The organism is Saccharopolyspora pogona (assembly GCF_014697215.1).
GTDB classification, from domain to species: Bacteria; Actinomycetota; Actinomycetes; order Mycobacteriales; family Pseudonocardiaceae; genus Saccharopolyspora; species Saccharopolyspora hattusasensis.
The window spans coordinates 3,594,859-3,616,196 of the sequence record NZ_CP031142.1 but is presented as its reverse complement, the minus strand read 5'-3'; the positions used below and the strand labels follow the sequence as shown (position 1 = coordinate 3,616,196).

Below are 21,338 nucleotides of genomic sequence, written 5' to 3'. Positions count from 1 at the left end.
GACCTGGGAGATCACGGTGACCACCAGTTACGAAGAAGTTGTCGAGGCACTGCGAGCATCGCTCAAGGAGAACGAACGCCTCCGGCGCGGCCGGGATCGATTCGCCGCGGAGAAGGGCGATCCCATCGCGATCGTGGCGATGAGTTGCCGTTACCCCGGTCAGGTCTCCTCGCCGGAGGACTTGTGGCAACTGGCCGCCGGCGGTGTGGACGCGATCTCCGAAGTCCCGGGGGATCGCGGTTGGGACCTAGCCGGCGTGTTCGATCCGGACTCCGATCGTCCTGGCACATCGTATGCCTGTGCGGGCGGTTTCCTTCAGGGCGTGTCGGAGTTCGATGCGGGCTTCTTCGGGATTTCTCCGCGTGAGGCGTTGGCGATGGACCCGCAGCAGCGGTTGCTGCTGGAAGTCGCGTGGGAGGTCTTCGAGAGGGCTGGGCTGGAGCAGCGGTCGACACGTGGTTCCCGCGTTGGCGTGTTCGTCGGTACCAATGGCCAGGACTACGCGTCGTGGTTGCGGACGCCGCCGTCTGAGGTGGCAGGTCATGTGCTGACGGGCGGCGCGGCAGCGATTCTTTCGGGTCGGGTTGCGTATTCGTTCGGGTTCGAGGGTCCTGCCGTGACGGTGGATACGGCGTGTTCGTCGTCGTTGGTGGCGTTGCACCTGGCGGGTCAAGCACTGCGCGCTGGTGAGTGCGACCTCGCCCTTGCCGGTGGCGTAACGGTGATGTCGACGCCGAAGGCGTTCCTGGAGTTCTCCCGCCAACGTGGTCTCGCGGCTGACGGGCGGTGCAAGTCGTTCGCGGCGGCGGCGGATGGTACTGGGTGGGGCGAGGGTGCCGGACTGTTGTTGCTGGAGCGGCTGTCCGACGCTCGTCGAAACGGACACCGGGTGTTGGCAGTGGTGCGAGGTAGCGCTGTGAACCAGGACGGTGCCTCCAACGGGCTGACCGCACCGAACGGTTCTTCCCAGGCGCGGGTGATCACCCAGGCGTTGGCAAGTGCGGGGTTGTCGGTGTCTGATGTGGACGCAGTGGAGGCGCATGGCACGGGCACGCGGCTTGGTGATCCGATTGAGGCGCAGGCTCTGATCGCCACCTATGGCCGTGATCGTGATCCTGCTCGGCCGTTATGGTTGGGTTCGGTCAAGTCGAACATCGGTCATACGCAGGCGGCGGCGGGTGTGGCCGGCGTGATCAAAATGGTGATGGCGATGCGGCACGGGCAGCTGCCGCGCACGTTGCACGTGGACGCGCCGTCGCCGGAGGTGGATTGGTCGGCAGGGACGGTCCAACTCCTTACGGAGAACATGCTTTGGCCCGAGAGCGGTCGTGTTCGCCGGGCGGGGGTGTCGTCGTTCGGGATCAGCGGCACCAACGCGCACGTCATCCTTGAACAGCCCACGGGCGAGACGCGTCAGTCAGCGGGGCCGGATTCGGGCTCTGTCGTGGATGTTCCGGTGGTGCCGTGGATGGTATCGGGCAAAACACCGGATGCGCTCGGCGCCCAGGCGGACACATTGATGTCCTATCTGGATGATCGTGTTGACGTCCCTTCGCTGGATATTGCGTATTCGCTGGCGATGACGCGTTCGGCGCTGGATGAGCGGGCGGTGGTCCTGGGTCCGGACCGCGAAACGTTGTTGTCCGGGTTGAAAGCGCTGTCTGCCGGGCATGAGGCTTCTGGGGTGGTTACGGGATCTGTGGGGACTGGGGGACGCATCGGGTTTGTGTTTTCCGGTCAGGGTGGTCAGTGGCTGGGGATGGGCCGGGGGCTCTATAGGGCTTTTCCGGTGTTCGCTGCTGCCTTTGACGAAGCTTGTGCCGAGCTGGAGGCACATCTGGGCCAGGAGGTTGGGGTTCGGGATGTCGTGTTCGGTTCGGATGCGCAGTTGCTGAATCGGACGTTGTGGGCGCAGTCGGGTTTGTTCGCGTTGCAGGTCGGTTTGCTGAAGTTGCTGGATTCGTGGGGTGTTCGGCCGAGTGCGGTGCTGGGCCATTCGGTGGGTGAGTTGGCGGCGGCGTTCGCGGCGGGTGTGTTGTCGTTGTCGGATGCGGCTCGGTTGGTGGCGGGTCGTGCCCGGTTGATGCAGGCGTTGCCGTCAGGCGGTGGGATGTTGGCGGTGGCTGCTGGCGAGGAGCAACTGCGGCCGTTGTTGGCCGATCACGGTGATCGTGTGGGGCTCGCTGCGGTCAACGTTGCGGAGTCGGTGGTGCTCTCCGGTGATCGGGATGTGCTCGATGACATTGCCGGGCGGCTGGACGGGCAAGGGGTTCGGACACGGTGGTTGCGGGTTTCGCATGCGTTTCATTCGTATCGGATGGACCCGATGCTGGACGAGTTCGCCGAAATCGCACGAGCCGTGGACTACCGGCGTTGCGAACTGCCGATCGTGTCGACCCTGACGGGAAAACTCGATGACGCTGGCAGGATGAGCGGTCCCGACTACTGGGTGCGTCAGGTGCGCGAGCCCGTCCGCTTCGCCGACGGTGCCCAGGCACTCGTCGAGCACGACGTGGCCACCATAGTCGAGATCGGTCCGGACGGGGCGTTGTCGGCGCTGATCCAGGAATGTGTGGCCGCATCCGATCAGTCCAGAAGGGTGGCCGCGGTCCCGGCGATGCGCAGGAACCGGGACGAAGCACAGAACTTGACAACAGCCCTGGCGCAGGTCCATGTGCGTGGTGGTGCGGTGGACTGGCGGTCGTTTTTCGCCGGTACGGGGGCGAAGCAAGTCGAGCTGCCCACCTATGCCTTCCAGCGGCAGCGGTACTGGCTGGAGCCATCGGATTCCGGTGATGTGACAGGTGCCGGTCTGGCCGGGGCGGAGCATCCACTGTTGGGTGCTGTGGTGCCGGTCGCGGGTGGTGATGAGGTGTTGCTGACCGGCAGGATTTCGGTGGGGACCCATCCGTGGCTGGCCGAACACCGGGTGCTGGGCGAAGTGATCGTCCCGGGCACCGCGTTGCTGGAGATCGCCTTGCATGCGGGGGAACGTCTTGGTTGTGAACGGGTGGAAGAACTCACCCTGGAAGCACCGCTGGTCCTTCCGGAGCGCGGGGCGATGCAGGTTCAGCTGCGAGTGGGTGCGCCCGAGAATTCCGGACGCAGGCCGATGGTGCTCTACTCGCGCCCCGAAGGGGCGGCGGACCATGACTGGACACGGCACGCCACGGGCCGGTTGGCGCCAGGCGGCGGAGAGGCGGCCGGAGACCTGGCCGACTGGCCGGCTCCTGGTGCGCTGCCGGTCGACCTCGACGAGTTCTATCGGGACCTCGCTGAGCATGGCCTGGAGTACGGCCCGATCTTCCAAGGGCTCAAGGCGGCCTGGCGGCAAGGGGACGAGGTGTACGCCGAAGCCGCGCTGCCAGGAACAGAAGACTCCGGTTTCGGGGTGCATCCGGCATTGCTGGACGCGGCTCTGCACGCAACGGCTGTCCGGGACATGGATGGCGCATGGTTGCCATTCCAGTGGGAAGGTGTGTGCCTGCACGCCAGGGCCGCGTCGGCTTTGCGGGTCCGCGTGGTCCCGGCTGGTGACGATGCCAAATCCCTGCTGGTGTGCGATGGCACCGGTCGACCGGTGATCTCGGTGGACCGGCTCGTGTTTCGGTCGGCTGCGGCCGGGCGGACCGGTGCGCGCCGACAGGCCCATCGAGCTCGGTTGTACCGGTTGGGCTGGCCAACGGTTCAACTGCCGACATCCGCTCAGCCCCCGTCCTGCGTGCTTCTCGGCACCTCGGAAGTGTCCTCTGACATGCAGGTGTATCCGGACCTCCGGTCGTTGACGGCCGCGTTGGATGCCGGTGCCGAACCACCCGGCGTCGTCATCGCACCCACGCCCCCCGGCGGTGGACAAACAGCGGATGTCCGGGAGTCGACTCGGCATGCACTCGACCTGGTACAAGGCTGGCTTGCCGATCAGCGACTCAACGATTCCCGATTGTTCCTGGTGACACGGGGAGCAGTGGCCGTGGAGCCCGGCGAACCCGTGACCGATCTGGCGCAGGCCGCGCTCTGGGGACTGTTGCGTTCGACGCAGACCGAACACCCTGATCGCTTCGTCCTCGTCGATGTGGCTGAGCCCGCGCAACTCCTCCCCGCCCTGCCGGGGGTGCTGGCCTGCGGCGAGCCTCAGCTCGCACTGCGACGTGGCGGCGCACACGCGCCCAGACTGGCTGGACTGGGCGGCGATGACGTCCTGCCCGTGCCGGACAGCATGGGGTGGCGATTGGAGGCCACGAGCCCAGGAACTCTGGATGGCTTGGCATTGCTGGACGAACCGGCGGCCACGGCATCGCTGGGTGACGGGCAGGTCAGGATTGCGATGCGCGCTGCCGGGGTGAACTTCCGGGATGCGCTCATCGCGCTCGGCATGTATCCCGGTGCGGCTTCGCTGGGCGGTGAGGGGGCCGGGGTCGTGGTGGAGACCGGCCCCGGCGTCACCGGCCTGGCACCCGGCGACCGGGTGATGGGGATGATCCCGAAGGCGTTCGGGCCGCTCGCAGTCGCCGACCATCGCATGGTGACGAGGATTCCCGCTGGTTGGAGCTTCGCGCAGGCCGCATCGGTGCCGATCGTCTTTCTCACCGCCTACTACGCGCTGGTTGATCTCGCCGGGTTGAGACCAGGGGAGTCGCTGCTGGTTCATTCGGCCGCCGGTGGGGTGGGCATGGCCGCGATCCAACTCGCCAGGCACCTCGGTGCAGAGGTGTACGCCACCGCAAGCGAGGACAAGTGGCAAGCCGTGGAGCTGACACGAGAACGCCTCGCTTCGTCGCGGACGTGCGATTTCGAGAAGCAGTTCCTCGGGGCGACCGGCGGACGCGGCGTCGACGTCGTGCTCAACTCCCTCGCCGGGGACTTCGCCGATGCGTCCCTGCGAATGCTGCCGCGCGGTGGCCGTTTCCTGGAGTTGGGGAAGACGGATGTTCGTGACCCCGTCGAGGTCGCCGATGCGCATCCGGGCGTGTCCTACCAGGCGTTCGACACCGTAGAGGCCGGCCCGCAGCGAATCGGCGAGATGCTTGACGAGCTGGTGGAGCTGTTCGAGGGAGGCGTGCTGGAGCCCCTGCCTGTCACGGCTTGGGACGTTCGGCAGGCGCCCGAGGCGCTACGACACCTGAGCCAAGCGCGGCATGTGGGCAAGCTGGTGCTCACCATGCCTCCGGCGTGGGACACCGCCGGCACGGTTCTGGTTACCGGCGGAACGGGAGCACTTGGAGCAGAGGTCGCCCGGCACCTCGTGATCGAGCACGGGGTGCGCAACCTGGTGCTCGTCAGCAGACGCGGTCCCGCAGCCAGTGGCGCTGCTGAGCTCGTGGCGCAACTGACGGCCTACGGTGCCGAGGTTTCCCTGCAGGCGTGTGATGTCGCCGATCGTGAGACCTTGGCGAAGGTGCTTGCCGGCATCCCGGACGAGCATACGTTGACCGCCGTGGTGCACGCGGCTGGTGTTCTCGACGACGGAGTGGCCGAATCGCTCACAGCGCAACGGCTGGACCACGTTCTGCGCCCGAAGGTCGATGGCGCGCGCAATCTGCACGAGCTGATCGCACCCGACGTGGCCCTCGTGCTGTTCTCGTCGGTGTCGGGCGTGCTCGGCAGCGGTGGGCAGGGTAATTACGCGGCGGCCAACTCCTTCCTCGACGCATTGGCGCAGCAAAGGCAGTCGCGCGGCCTACCTACGAGATCGTTGGCCTGGGGTCCCTGGGCGGAACATGGCATGGCAAGCACCTTGCGCGAAGCCGAGCAGGATAGATTGGCGCTATCTGGGCTGCTGCCGATCTCGACCGAGGAGGGGTTGTCCCAGTTCGACGCCGCGTGCGGCGGCGCGCATACCGTGGTGGCTCCGGTTCGAATCGGCCGCTCGTCCGACGGGAACCCGATCAAGTTTCCCGTCCTGCGAGGCTTGGTCGAGCCGCATCGCGTCAACAAGGCGACCGCGGATGATGCCGAGAGCATCCGGAAACGGTTGGGACGCTTGCCGGATGCAGAACAACACCGGATTCTGCTGGACCTCGTCCGCACGCACGTGGCGGCAGTGCTCGGATTCGCCGGTCCCCAGGAGATCACCGCGGACGGCACGTTCAAGGCGCTGGGCTTCGACTCGTTGACCGTGGTCGAGTTGCGCAACCGGATCAACGGGGCAACCGGGCTGCGACTGCCCGCCACCCTGGTGTTCAACTACCCGACGCCGGATGCGCTCGCCGCACACCTCGTCACCGCGCTTTCCGCAGACCGCCTTGCCGGGACGTTCGAGGAACTCGACAGGTGGGCGGCGAACCTGCCCGCGCTGGCCAGGGATGAGGCCACGCGGGCGCAGATCACCACCCGGCTGCAGGCGATCTTGCAGAGCCTGGCGGACGTGTCTGGCGGAACCGGCGGCGGCTCCGTGCCGGACCGGCTCAGATCGGCCACGGACGAAGAGCTTTTCCAACTCCTCGACAACGATCTCGAACTTCCCTGATGCCTCAGCCGGTGCCTTCGCAGCTTCCTGGAGGGAAACGCCCCATGTCGAACGAAGAGAAGCTCCGGGAGTACTTGCGGCGTGCGCTCGTGGATCTGCACCAGGCGCGCGAGCGGCTTGACGAGGCGGAGTCGGGGGAGCAGGAACCCATCGCGATCGTGGCGATGGGCTGTCGGTACCCGGGTGGGGTGCACGACCCGGAAGGTCTGTGGAAACTGGTCGCCTCCGGTGGCGACGCCATCGGTGAATTTCCCGCTGACCGTGGTTGGCACCTCGACGAGCTCTACGATCCCGACCCGGATCAGCCCGGAACCTGCTACACCCGGCACGGCGGCTTCCTCCACGAGGCCGGCGAGTTCGACGCGGGGTTCTTCGACATCAGCCCCCGTGAGGCGCTCGCCATGGACCCGCAGCAGCGGCTGCTGTTGGAAATCTCCTGGGAGACCGTCGAATCCGCTGGGATGGACCCGAGGTCCTTGCGGGGGAGCCGCACCGGGGTGTTCGCGGGATTGATGTACGAGGGCTATGACACCGGCGCCCACCCGGAAGGTGTCGAAGGCTATCTCGGAACCGGCAATGCGGGGAGCGTCGCCTCTGGTCGGGTTGCGTATTCGTTCGGGTTCGAGGGCCCAGCGGTGACGGTGGACACGGCGTGCTCGTCGTCGTTGGTGGCCCTGCATTTGGCGTGTCAGTCGTTGCGGCAGGGCGAGTGTGATTTGGCGCTGGCCGGTGGAGTGACGGTGATGGCCACGCCGGCGACGTTCGTGGAGTTCTCCCGTCAGCGTGGTCTCGCACCGGATGGGCGGTGCAAGTCGTTCGCGGCTGCTGCGGATGGAACCGGTTGGGGTGAGGGTGCCGGCTTGGTGTTGCTGGAGCGGCTGTCGGACGCCAGGCGCAACGGGCATCGGGTACTGGCGGTTGTTCGTGGTAGCGCGGTGAATCAGGACGGTGCGTCGAACGGATTGACGGCCCCCAACGGGCTGGCCCAGGAGCGGGTCATTCAGCAGGCGCTCACGAGTGCGGGGCTGTCGGTGTCCGATGTGGACGTTGTGGAGGCGCATGGGACGGGTACGCGGCTTGGTGATCCGATCGAGGCGCAGGCTCTGATCGCCACCTATGGACAGGATCGGGACCGGGATCGGCCGCTGTGGTTGGGGTCGGTCAAGTCCAACATCGGTCATACGCAGGCGGCCGCGGGCGTTGCTGGTGTGATCAAGATGGTCATGGCGATGCGGCGCGGGGAGCTGCCGCGCACGTTGCACGTGGACGAGCCGAATTCGCACGTGGACTGGTCGGCTGGTGCGGTCCGGCTCCTCACCGAGAACATCCGGTGGCCAGGGACGGGTACGCGCCGAGTTGGCGTGTCGTCGTTCGGGGTAAGCGGTACCAACGCACACGTCATCCTCGAACACGACCCGCTCGCCTTGACCGAGAACGAGAACGCAGCGGTGTCCCCAGCACCTGGGATCGTGCCTTGGGCGTTGTCCGGGCGGTCGTCGACGGCGCTGCGAGCCCAGGCCGAACGGCTGAGCGAGCTGTGCGAGCAGACCGATCCCGACCCCGTCGACGTCGGTTTCTCACTGGCCACCACGCGCACGGCCTGGGAGCACCGAGCGGTGGTGCTTGGTGGTGATAGCGCTACATTGCGTTCCGGACTTGGCGTTGTCGCTAGCGGCGAACCGGCAGTCGATGTCGTTCAGGGGAGCGTCCTGGGCGGCGAGGTCGTCTTCGTCTTTCCCGGTCAGGGTTGGCAATGGGCCGGTATGGCAGTCGACTTGCTGGACGCTTCGCCGACGTTCGCGCGGCACATGGACGAGTGCGCCACCGCGCTGCGGAAGTACGTGGACTGGTCGTTGGTCGACGTGCTGCGCGGAGCGGAGAACGCCCCACCGCTCGACCGGGTGGACGTCCTGCAACCGGTGTCCTTCGCGGTGATGGTGTCGCTCGCCGAGGTGTGGCGTTCCTACGGGGTGCGGCCGGCGGCCGTCGTCGGCCACAGTCAAGGCGAGATCGCCGCGGCCTGCGCAGCCGGGGTGCTGCCACTGGAGGATGCGGCCAGGCTTGTCGCCTTGCGCAGCAGAGCGTTGAAGGCACTATCGGGGCGAGGTGGCATGGCGTCGCTGGCTTGCTCTGCGGATGAGGCCGCGGCGTTGTTCGCGGGATTGGGCGGTCGTCTGGAAATTGCGGCGATCAACGGCCCGCGATCGGTCGTGGTGTCCGGCGATCTGGAAGCGGTGGAAGAACTGCTGGCAGAGTGCGCTGAAAGGGACATGCGTGCACGCCGTATCCCCGTCGACTACGCCTCGCATTCGGCACACGTGGAGGTGGTTCGGAGCCCGGTGCTGGCGGCTGCGGCCGGCGTGCGGCACCGGGACGGCCAGGTGCCGTGGTGGTCGACGGTGATCGGCGACTGGTTGGATCCGGCCGGGCTGGACGGCGAGTACTGGTACCGGAACCTCCGGCAGCCGGTCCGATTCGAACACGCCGTGCAGGGCCTGGTTGAGCGGGGATTCGGCCTGTTCATCGAAATGAGTGCGCATCCGGTGCTGACCATGGCGGTCGAGGAAACCAGTGCCGAGTCGGAGTCCGCCGTGGCCGCGGTAGGTACCTTGCGACGTGACTCGGGCGGCCGCCGGAGGTTGTTACAGTCGCTGGCCGAGGCGTACGTGCGCGGCGCCACCGTGGACTGGGCCGTGGCGTTCGGGGGCGTGGGTCGACGGCTGGACCTGCCGACCTACCCGTTCCAGCGCCGGCGGTACTGGCTGGACAGGGGAGCTGCCTCCGAGGAGGCTCGTGCGTTTTCGGACCCGGCGGCGGACTGGTTCTGGCAAGCCGTGGAGCGCCAAGACCTGAAAGGCGTGGCCGACGCCCTCGATCTCGACGCCGACGCACCGCTGAGCGCAACACTTCCGGCCCTGTCCGTCTGGCACCGTCAGGAACGAGAAAAGGTCTTGGTGGACGGTTGGCGGTACCGAGTCGACTGGGTACCGGTGGCCCCGCAGCCGATCCGGAGAACACGGGAAACCTGGCTCCTGGTCGTTCCCGCGGGCGGCATTGAAGAAGCGCTGGTCGAACGGTTGACGGATGCGTTGAACACGCGAGGGATCAGCACCCTGCGCCTCGACGTGCCACCGACGGCGACAAGTGGGGAACTCGCGACCGGCCTCCGCGCCGCAGTTGGCGGTGACCCGGTGAAGGGAATCCTGTCGCTCACTGCGTTGGACGAGCGAACACACCCCGAACGCAAGGCCGTCCCCAGCGGGATTGCCTTGCTGTTGAACCTGGTCAAGGCGCTCGGTGAAGGCGACCTCAGAGTTCCTCTGTGGACGATCACGCGTGGTGCGGTCAAGGCAGACCCCGCAGATCGGCTGCTGCGCCCGATGCAGGCTCAAGCATGGGGTCTGGGGCGAGTAGCCGCACTCGAACACCCCGAGCGCTGGGGTGGGCTGATCGACCTCCCGGAATCGCTGGACGGCGACGTCCTCACAAGGTTGGGCGAAGCGCTCATCAACGGCTTGGCGGAGGACCAACTGGCGATTCGCCAGTCGGGCGTGCTGGCCCGGCGCCTGGTACCGGCCCCGGCGAATCAGCCCGCTGGACGTAAGTGGCGACCCCGAGGTAGCGCGCTGATCACGGGCGGGCTCGGCGCGGTGGGCGCGCAGGTGGCGAGGTGGTTGGCCGAAAGCGGAGCCGAGCGAATCGTGCTCACCAGTCGACGGGGCAAAGAAGCGCCGGGCGCCGCAGAGCTGGAAGCCGAACTCCGGGCCCTTGGAGCGCAAGTGTCCATCGTGGCTTGTGACGTGACCGATCGTGCCGAGATGTCCGCACTGCTGGCCGAGTTCGGCGTCACCGCGGTGTTCCACGCGGCCGGAGTCGGCCGGCTGCTGCCGCTGGCGGAAACCGAACAGAACGACCTGGCCGAAATATGCACGGCCAAGGTTCACGGCGCTCAGGTGTTGGACGAGCTGTGCGACAGCACCGATCTCGATGCCTTCGTCCTGTTCTCCTCGGGTGCCGGGGTCTGGGGCGGTGGCGGTCAGGGCGCCTATGGCGCGGCGAACGCATTCTTGGACACACTCGCCGAACAACGCCGAGCACGCGGTCTGCCGGCAACCGCGATCTCCTGGGGCAGCTGGGGCGGCGGCATGGCCGACGGCGCAGCGGGCGAACTCCTGCGGCGACGGGGAATACGTCCGATGCCGGCGGCGTCGGCCATCCTGGCTCTGCAGGAAGTACTCGACCAGGATGAGACGTGCGTGTCGATCGCTGATGTGGACTGGGACCGATTCGTGCCCACGTTCGCCGCGACCCGCGCCACCCGGTTGCTGGACGAACTGCCCGCGGTGAGAAAGGCGATGTCCGCGAACGGGCCGGCAGAACCAGGCGGCTCGCCGTTCGCCCGCAATCTCGCGGAGCTGCCGGAAGCCCAACGACGCCACGAACTGGTAGATCTGGTCAGCGCCCAGGTGGCAGCCGTGCTCGGGCACGGCAGTCGCGAGGAAGTCCAGCCTGAACGGGCGTTCCGCGCGCTCGGGTTCGACTCCCTCATGGCGGTGGACCTGCGCAATCGTTTGACCACCGCCACCGGGTTGCGCCTGCCGACCACAACTGTCTTCGACTACCCGAATCCGGCCGCATTGGCCGCTCACCTGCTCGAGGAGCTGGTGGGCGATGTCGCGTCGGCCGCGGTGACCACTGCCATCGCGCCGTCGACTGACGAACCGGTCGCGATCGTCGCGATGAGCTGCCGGTTCCCTGGCGGCGCGCACTCGCCGGAAGACCTGTGGCGGCTGGTCGCCTCCGGCGCGGAGGTGATCGGCGAGTTCCCCTCCGACCGGGGTTGGGATGCGGAAAGCCTCTACGATCCGGACGCTTCCAAACCTGGAACCACGTATGCGCGGATGGCGGGATTCCTTTACGACGCCGGTGAGTTCGATGCCGGCTTGTTCGGCATCAGCCCACGCGAGGCGTTGGCGATGGATCCGCAGCAGCGGTTGGTGCTCGAAATCGCCTGGGAAGCCCTCGAACGGGCCGGAATCGATCCGTTGTCCTTGAAGGGCAGTGGGGTCGGCACGTACATCGGTGCTGGAAGCCGCGGGTACGCGACGGATGTGCGGCAGTTTCCCGAGGAGGCGGAGGGCTACCTCCTGACGGGTACCTCCGCCAGTGTGCTGTCGGGTCGGGTCGCGTACTCGTTTGGTTTCGAGGGTCCTGCGGTGACGGTGGACACGGCTTGTTCGTCGTCGTTGGTGGCGTTGCACTTGGCGTGCCAGTCGTTGCGTTCGGGTGAGTGTGATCTGGCGTTGGCCGGTGGTGTGACCGTAATGTCGACGCCGGAGATGTTCGTGGAGTTCTCCCGTCAGCGTGGTTTGGCGCCGGATGGCCGGTGCAAGTCGTTCGCGGAGAGCGCGGACGGCACCGGCTGGGGCGAAGGCGCGGGCCTGTTGTTGCTGGAGCGGTTGTCGGACGCCCACCGGAATGGGCATCGGGTGTTGGCGGTGGTTCGTGGGTCTGCGGTGAATCAGGACGGCGCATCGAACGGACTGGCGGCGCCGAATGGTCCGTCGCAGCAGCGGGTGATCAAACAGGCACTCGCGAATGCGGGGCTTTCGGCGTCTGATGTGGACGCCGTGGAGGCCCATGGAACCGGGACCAGGCTGGGTGATCCGATCGAGGCGCAGGCCTTGATCGCAACGTATGGGCAGGGCCGGGAGCGGGATCGGCCGTTGTGGTTGGGGTCGGTCAAGTCGAACATCGGTCACACGCAGGCGGCGGCGGGTGTTGCCGGTGTGATCAAGATGGTGATGTCCATGCGGAACGACGAGCTGCCCGCCACGCTGCACGTGGGTGCGCCCACGTCGCAGGTCGACTGGTCGGCGGGGGCGGTCCGGCTCCTTACCGAACAGGTACCTTGGCCGGAGTCTGATCGCGTTCGTCGGGTGGGGGTGTCTTCGTTCGGGATCAGCGGCACCAATGCACACGTGATCCTCGAACAATCTACGAATGCGCCAGATAGTCCCGCGGCCACGGACAAATCAGGATCCGGATCTACCGTGGATATTCCGGTTGTTCCCTGGTTGGTGTCGGGACAGACATCGGATTCCCTGCGGGGACAGGCTGAACGAGTCTTGTCCCAGGTTGAGTCCCGGCCGGAGCAGCGTCCGCTGGATGTGGCCTACTCGCTTGCTTCTGGCCGAGCCGCGCTGGATGAACGCGCTGTCGTGCTGGGTGCGGACCGGAATGAGCTGGTAGCTGGATTGGTGGCGTTGGCCGCCGGTCATGAGGCTTCCGGGGTGATCACCGGAACTCGTGCTTCTGCTCGGTTCGGGTTCGTGTTCTCGGGGCAGGGCGGTCAGTGGTTGGGGATGGGCCGGGAGCTCTACTCGAAGTTTCCGGTGTTCGCTGCTGCGTTTGATGAGGCTTGCGCCGAGTTGGACGCACATCTGAGTGAAGACCTCCGGGTCCGAGATGTGGTCTTCGGTTCCGATGCGCAGCTGCTGGATCAGACGTTGTGGGCGCAGTCGGGACTGTTCGCGCTGCAAGTCGGCCTCTTGGGGCTGCTGGGTTCGTGGGGCGTCCGGCCGGATGTGGTGATGGGGCATTCGGTCGGGGAGTTGGCCGCCGCGTTTGCGGCTGGAGTGTTGTCGTTGCGGGATGCGGCTCGGTTGGTGGCCGCACGCGCCCGGTTGATGCAAGCCCTGCCCTCTGACGGCGCGATGCTCGCGGTGGCCGCTGGTGAAGACCTGATTCGGCCATTGCTGGCTGGTCGGGAGGCATCCGTGAACGTCGCCGCGCTCAATGCCCCCGGTTCGGTGGTGTTGTCGGGTGATCGGGATGTGCTGGCCGACATCGCCGGCCGGCTGAACGAGCTCGGAGTCCGGACGAGACGGTTGCGGGTCTCCCATGCTTTTCATTCGCACCGGATGGACCCGATGTTGGGCGAGTTCGCCCAGATCGCGGAGTCTGCGGAGTTCGGTAGGCCAACGACACCGCTTGTGTCGACGTTGACGGGTGAGCTCGACAGAGCTGGGGAAATGAGCACGCCAGGGTATTGGGTGCGTCAGGTGCGTGAACCCGTCCGTTTCGCCGACGGTGTCCGGGCCCTGGCAGCGCAGGGCGTAGACACGGTTGTTGAGCTCGGCCCGGACGGAGCGCTGTCCGCACTGGTTCAGGAGTGTGCCACCGGGTTTGATCGGGTCGGGCGGATTTCGCCTGTTCCCCTGATGCGCAGGGAGCGGGACGAGACCCGTTCGGTGATGACAGCCCTGGCGCATCTTCACACCCGTGGCGGTGAGTTGGACTGGCAGGCGTTTTTCTCCGGCACCGGGGCCAGGCAGGTCGAGTTGCCCACGTATGCCTTCCAACGACGGCACTACTGGATCGAATCCAGTGCGCGGACAGCACGCGACCGCGCAGACATCGGCGAGGTGGCTGAACAGTTCTGGACCGCGGTTGAACAAGGCGATCTGGAAGCATTGGTCTCCGCACTGGAGCTTGGGGCGGACGACGACACATGCGCATCTTTGAGCGATGTACTGCCGGCGCTGTCATCCTGGCGAAGCGGACTCCGCAACCGTTCGCTCGTCGATTCCTGCCGGTACCGAATCAATTGGCATTCCTCTCGGGAAGCACCGGCCCCGAAGATTTCCGGTACCTGGCTGTTGGTCGTGCCCGGCGATGCGGATGACGGCTTGGCCACGGCTTTGACGAGTTCACTGGTCGAAGGTGGCGCCGAGGTCGTCCGGATCGACCTGTCCGAAGAGGACCTGCACCGCGAGGACCTCGCACAGCGGCTGGCCAATGCGCTGACGGATGTCGGTCGACTCGGTGGCGTGCTGTCGCTGTTGGGGCTCGATGACTCGGCTGTTGGAGAATTCTCCTGCTTGACAAGGGGTTTCGCGTTGACTGTGCAGCTGGTGCGGGCCTTGCGCAACGCCGAGCTCGAGGCGCCTTTGTGGGCGGTGACGCGCGGCGGCGTCTCGTTGGAAGACGTAAGTGTGTCTCCTGAGCAGGCCTTGATTTGGGGGCTGCTGCGTGTTGCGGGCCTGGAGCATCCGGAGTTCTGGGGTGGCTTGATCGACCTGCCATCGGATTGGGACGACCGATTGGGTGCGCGGTTGGTGGGTGTGTTGGCGGATGGTGGCGAGGATCAAGTTGCCATTCGTCGTGGTGGTGTGTTCGTGCGGCGGTTGGAACGCGCCGGTGCGTCGGGTGCCGGGTCGGTGTGGCGTCCTCGGGGGACGGTGTTGGTGACGGGTGGTACGGGCGGTTTGGGGGCGCATGTTGCTCGGTGGTTGGCGGGTGCCGGGGCTGAGCATGTGGTGTTGACCAGCCGTCGTGGCGCGGAGGCTCCGGGCGCTGGGGAATTGCGAGCGGAGCTGGAGGCGCTGGGTGCTCGGGTGTCGATTGTGCCCTGCGATGTGGCTGATCGTGACGCCGTGGCTGGAGTGTTGGCAGGGATCGGCGGGGAGTGTCCGCTGACTGCGGTGGTGCACGCCGCTGGGGTCGGCGAGGCGGGCGGCGTGGTGGAGATGGCCTTGGCGGACTTTGCAGAGGTGTTGTCGGCGAAGGTGCGGGGTGCGGCGAATCTGGACGAGTTGCTGGCCGACTCGGAGTTGGATGCGTTTGTGTTGTTCTCCTCGGTGTCGGGTGTGTGGGGTGCCGGGGGACAAGGTGCGTATGCGGCTGCGAACGCCTACTTGGATGCGTTGGCCGAGCAGCGTCGGGCGAGTGGGTTGGCCGGGACCGCGGTTGCGTGGGGGCCGTGGGCGGGTGACGGCATGGCCGCGGGCGAAACCGGCGCACAGCTGCATCGCATGGGCCTGGTGTCGATGGAACCGAGAGCGGCTCTGCTGGCACTTCAGGGCGCACTGGACCGCGATGAGACCTCCCTCGTCGTGGCCGATGTCGACTGGGCACGGTTCGCCCCAGCCTTCACCTCGGCACGTCGGCGCCCGCTGCTGGACACCATCGACGAGGCCCGAGCCGCATTGGAAACCACCAGCGAAAAAGCGGGAACAGGCAAACCCGTTGAGCTCAAGCATCGCCTGGCCGGGTTGTCACGGAAGGAACGTGACGATGCGGTATTGGATCTGGTGCGGGCGGAAACGGCAGCTGTGCTGGGACGCGACGATGCCACGGCCCTGGCGCCGTCGCGGCCGTTCCAGGAACTCGGATTCGACTCCTTGATGGCGGTGGAGCTGCGCAACCGGCTGAACACCGCCACCGGGATCCAGCTGCCCGCCAGCACGATCTTCGACTACCCCAATGCCGAGTCGCTGTCGCGTCACCTCTGCGCCGGGCTTTTCCCAACAGAGACAACTGTGGACTCGGCCCTTGCCGAGCTCGATCGAATCGAGCAGCAGCTCTCGATGTTCACCGAGGAAGCGCGGGCACGGGACCGAATCGCGACACGACTGCGAGCCCTCCACGCGAAGTGGAACAGCGCATCTGAGGCACCGACCGGTGCCGATGTCCTGAACACACTCGATTCGGCAACGCACGACGAGATCTTCGAGTTCATCGACAACGAGCTCGACCTGTCCTGAGCAGTTCCTGCGGAACGTCCAGTCGCCGAAACCGGGTGGAAATCACAATGGCCAATGAAGAAAAGCTCTTCGGCTATCTGAAGAAGGTAACTGCCGACCTGCATCAGACCCGGCAGCGCCTGCTCGCAGCCGAGAGCCGGAGTCAGGAGCCGATCGCGATCGTCTCCGCGAGCTGCCGGCTGCCCGGCGGCGTCGACTCTCCCGAAGCGCTTTGGCAACTCGTGCGCACTGGCACTGACGCCATCTCGGAGTTCCCCGCCGACCGGGGCTGGGATCTCGACCGGTTGTACGATCCTGACCCGGACCACCAGGGAACCTCGTACACGCGGGCCGGCGGTTTCCTCGCAGATGCGGGCGATTTCGACCCCGCCATGTTCGGGATCTCGCCGCGTGAGGCGTTGGCGATGGACCCGCAGCAACGGCTGTTGCTGGAGCTGACCTGGGAGGCCCTCGAACGGGCGGGAATAGACCCGACATCGCTGCGCGGCAGCAAGACCGGTGTCTTCGGCGGTGTCACGCCCCAGGAGTACGGGCCGCCCTTGCCGGAGATGAGCCGGAACTCTGGCGGTTTTGGACTCACCGGGCGGATGGTGAGTGTGGCGTCGGGACGGGTTGCGTATTCGTTTGGTTTTGAGGGTCCTGCGGTGACGGTGGATACGGCGTGTTCGTCGTCGTTGGTGGCACTGCATTTGGCGTGTCAGTCGTTGCGTTCCGGCGAATGTGATCTAGCGTTGGCCGGCGGTGTGACGGTGATGGCCACGCCGGCGACGTTCGTGGAGTTCTCCCGTCAGCGTGGTTTGGCGCCGGATGGGCGGTGTAAGTCGTTTGCGGCTGCTGCGGATGGCACCGGGTGGGGTGAGGGTGCCGGTCTAGTGTTGTTGGAGCGCTTGTCGGATGCCCGGCGCAATGGGCACAAGGTTCTGGCGGTGGTCCGTGGTAGCGCGGTGAACCAGGACGGCGCGTCGAATGGTTTGACGGCGCCGAATGGTCCGTCGCAGCAGCGGGTGATCACCCAGGCGTTGTCAAATGCAGGGTTGTCGGTGTCCGATGTGGATGCGGTCGAGGCGCATGGGACGGGCACGCGGCTTGGTGATCCGATCGAGGCACAGGCCCTGATCGCCACGTACGGGCAGGGCCGGGAGAAGGATCGGCCGTTGTGGTTGGGGTCGGTCAAGTCCAACATCGGTCACACGCAGGCGGCCGCTGGCGTTGCCGGCGTCATCAAGATGGTCTTGGCGATGCGGCACGGGCAGCTTCCCGCCACGTTGCATGTGGATGATCCCACGTCGGCGGTGGACTGGTCGGCGGGTTCGGTCCGGCTTCTCACGGAGAACACGCCCTGGCCGGACAGTGGTCGTCCTTGTCGGGTGGGAGTGTCGTCGTTCGGGATCAGCGGCACCAATGCACATGTCATTCTCGAACAATCTCCAGTCGAGCAGGGCGAACCGACCGGGCCGGTCGAAGGCGAGCGGGAACCGGAGGCAGCCATCCCCGTGGTGCCGTGGATGGTGTCGGGTAAGACACCGGAGGCCGCGCGGGCCCAGGCCGAACGGGTGCTTTCGCATATCGAGGACCGGCCGGAGCTGTCGCCGGTGGATGTGGCGTATTCGCTAGGCATGACGCGTGCGGCGCTGGATGAACGCGCAGTGATGTTGGGCTCGGACCGTGACACGCTCCTGACCGGGTTGAGGGCGTTCGCCGACGGTTGCGACGTGCCCGAAGTGGTGTCGGGATCTGTGGGGAATGGGGGCCGCGTCGGGTTTGTGTTCGCCGGCCAGGGTGGGCAGTGGCCGGGGATGGGCCGGGGGCTCTACTCGGTGTTTCCGGGTTTCGCCGATGCGTTTGACGAGGCTTGCGCTGAGTTGGATACACACCTGGGCCAGGAACTGGGGGTTCGGGATGTGGTGTTCGGTTCGGATGCGCGGCTGGTGGATCGGACGGTGTGGGCGCAGTCGGGGTTGTTCGCGTTGCAGGTTGGTTTGTTGCGGCTGCTGGGTTCGTGGGGTGTTCGGCCTGATGTGGTGTTGGGGCATTCGGTGGGTGAGCTGGCTGCGGTGCACGCGGCGGGTGTGTTGTCGTTGCCGGAGGCGGCGCGGTTGGTGGCGGGTCGTGCCCGGTTGATGCAGGCATTGCCTTCTGGTGGTGCCATGTTGGCGGTGGCCGCGAGTGAGGCCCAGGTCGAACCGTTGCTGGATCGGGTGCGGGGCCGGGTCGAGATCGCGGCGATCAACGGTCCGGGATCGGTTGTGCTCTCTGGCGACCGCGAGCTGCTCACCGAGATCGCCGATCGGTTGCACGATCAGGGGTGTCGGACGCGATGGTTGCGGGTGTCGCACGCTTTCCATTCGCCCCACATGGAGCCGATGCTGGAAGAGTTCGCCCAGATCGCCCGAAGCCGTGAGTATCAAGCACCCGAACTGCCGATCATCTCGACCCTGACCGGTGAGCTGGACGGTGGTCGAGTGATGGGCACTCCCGAGTACTGGGTGCGTCAGGTGCGTGAGCCCGTCCGTTTCGCCGAGGGTGTCCAGGCGCTTGTCGGTCAGGGTGCCGACACGATTGTCGAATTCGGTCCGGACGGGGCGTTGTCGACGTTGGTCGAGGAGTGTTTGGCGGAATCCGGGCGGGTGGCCGGGATCCCGCTGATGCGCAAGGACCGCGACGAGGCGCGAACCGTGCTGGCCGCTTTGGCGCAGATCCACACCCGTGGTGGTGAGGTGGAATGGCAGTCGTTTTTCGCCGGCACCGGGGCGAAGCAAGTCGAGTTGCCCACCTACGCTTTCCAGCGGCAGCGCTACTGGCTGGCATCCACCGGCGGTGCGGGTGACGTGACCGCCGCGGGATTGGCCGAGGCGGACCATCCGTTGCTCGGTGCGGTCGTTGCGTTGGCAGACGGCGAAGGTGTGGTGCTGACCGGTCGGCTGACAGCGGATTCGCATCCGTGGTTGTCCGATCACCGGGTGCTGGGCGAAATCGTCGTCCCCGGCACCGCAATCGTCGAGCTGGCGTGGCACGTCGGCGAGCGCCTCGGTTGTGGCCGGGTGGAAGAACTGGCTTTGGAAGCGCCCCTGATCCTGCCGGATCATGGAGCGGTCCAGGTTCAGGTGCTGGTGGGACCGCCCGGGGAATCCGGAGCCCGGTCGGTGGCGCTCTACTCCCGCCCTGGAGATGCGACCGAATCCGAGTGGAAGAAGCACGCGACGGGGGTGCTGCTGCCACCCGTGGCCGCCGAGAATCATGAGCTGCCCGCCTGGCCCCCGGAGAATGCGACTGAAATCGATGCCGACGAGGTCTACGAATTCCTCGAAGGGCACGGTTTCGCGTACGGACCGGCCTTTAGATGTCTGCGCGGTGCCTGGCGACGAGGCGGGGAGGTGTTCGCCGAAGTCGCGTTGCCGGATGGCATGCAGGTGGGGGTGGATCGATTCGGCGTCCACCCCGCGTTGTTGGACGCGGTTCTGCATGCCGCCGCGGCCGAGACGTCCGTGGTCCAGAGCGAAGCGCGGGTGCCGTTCTCGTGGCGTGGGGTGGAACTTCGCGCTACCGAAACCGCGGTGGTGCGGGCACGCATCTCGTTGACCGCGGATGACGAGCTGTCGTTGGTCGCAGTGGACCCGGTTGGCGGATTCGTGGCCTCGGTCGATTCGCTGGTGACACGACCGATCTCCCGGCAGCAGGTGAGGTCTGGCGCGATCGGTGATTGCCTGTTCGAAGTGGAGTGGCACCGGAGAGCGTTGTTGGAAACAGCCGCCGACGACGGCCTTGCCATCGTCGGTGACGGTGCCAGTTGGCCGGAATCGGTGCGCGCAACCGCACGGTTCGCGACCCTGGATGAGCTCCGTTCGGCGGCGGACTCGGATGTTCCCGCCCCGGGTCCGGTGTTGGTCGCAGCTATGTCGGCCGAAGAGGTCGAAAGTGAATCCCTGCCGTCGCGCGCCCAGGAGTCGACCTCCGATCTGCTGGCTCTCGTGCAGTCGTGGCTTGCCGATGAGCAGTTCGCCGAATCCCAGCTCGTGGTTGTCACGCGTGCAGCGGTGTCGGCCGACTCGGATACGGACGTCGCCGACCTGGTGAGTGCGTCGTCGTGGGGGTTGTTGCGTTCAGCCCAGTCGGAGAACCCGGGTCGCTTCGTACTGGTGGACGTGGACGGCACACCAGAGTCGTGGCAGGCGTTGCCGACCGCCGTGCGAGCGGGAGAACCGCAGCTGGCACTTCGGCGCGGCGTGGCGCTGGTGCCTCGGTTGGCGCGACTCAAGGCGCACGGGGAGGGCTCCTCCCCGCGACTCGACACGGACGGGACAGTCCTCATCACCGGTGGCACTGGTGCGTTGGGTGGAGTGGTTGCCCGTCACCTGGTGGCGGAGCACGGGATCCGGCGTTTGGTTTTGGCAGGCCGGCGTGGCTGGAACGCGCCTGGAGTCCACGATTTGGTGGATGAGCTGGCGCGCTCGGGCGCTGTGGTTGACGTGGTGGCTTGCGATGTGGGTAACCGGACAGATCTGGAGCAGGCGCTGGCCGCCATTCCGGTCGACCGCCCGTTGCGGGGGATCGTGCATACCGCTGGGGTGTTGGCCGACGGAGTGCTCGGGTCCTTGTCGGCGGCGGATGTGGACACGGTGTTCGCCCCGAAGGTGGCGGGGGCGTGGCATCTGCATGAGTTGACCCGCGAGCTGGATCTGTCGTTCTTCGTTCTTTTCTCGTCCTTCTCGGGGATTGCGGGTGCCGCGGGGCAGGCCAACTACGCGGCGGCGAACACGTTCCTGGATGCATTGGCAGGTTATCGCCGCGCGCGTGGACTACCCGGGTTGTCGTTGGCATGGGGACTGTGGGCGCAACCCGGCGGTATGACGAGTGGCTTGGACGCGGCGTCGGTGGAGCGGTTGGCGCGGACGGGCATAGCAGAACATTCCACGGAGGATGGACTCCGCCTGTTCGATGCCGCGATTGCGAAGGACAGGGCTTGCGTCGTTCCCGCTCGATTGGACAGGGCGCTGCTGGTCGAGCACGCACGGTCGCACGCGATTCCAGCACTGATGACCGCGTTGGCTCCTGCTCGTGGCGGTGTGGCGAGGAGAGCAACCAACTCTCAGGCCGCGGATGAGGACGCGCTGTTGGGTTTGGTGCGGGACCACGTCTCGGCGGTACTGGGCTATTCGGGTGCGGTCGAGGTTGGGGGCGACCGTGCTTTCCGTGATCTAGGTTTTGATTCGTTGTCTGGAGTGGAGTTGCGGAACCGCCTGGCCGGGGTGCTGGGGGTGCGGTTGCCGGCGACTGCGGTGTTCGATTACCCGACGCCGCGGGCGCTGGCGCGTTTCTTGCATCAG

1 protein-coding gene and 2 pseudogenes are annotated in these 21,338 nt (G+C 66.5%); all 3 read left to right on the top strand.

What is annotated here, in order from left to right; genetic code table 11:
* Positions 1 to 16: 16 nt before the first annotated feature.
* Positions 17 to 6,466, top strand: a pseudogene (locus DL519_RS16225) (SDR family NAD(P)-dependent oxidoreductase); the annotation flags it as partial.
* 11 nt (positions 6,467 to 6,477) lie between these two features.
* Complete coding sequence (locus tag DL519_RS16220; RefSeq protein ID WP_397544950.1) at positions 6,478 to 16,014, top strand: type I polyketide synthase; 9,537 nt, start codon at positions 6,478 to 6,480, stop codon at positions 16,012 to 16,014.
* A 35-nt stretch (positions 16,015 to 16,049) separates the two neighbouring features.
* Positions 16,050 to 21,272, top strand: a pseudogene (locus tag DL519_RS50020) (type I polyketide synthase); the annotation flags it as partial.
* Positions 21,273 to 21,338 lie beyond the last annotated feature (66 nt).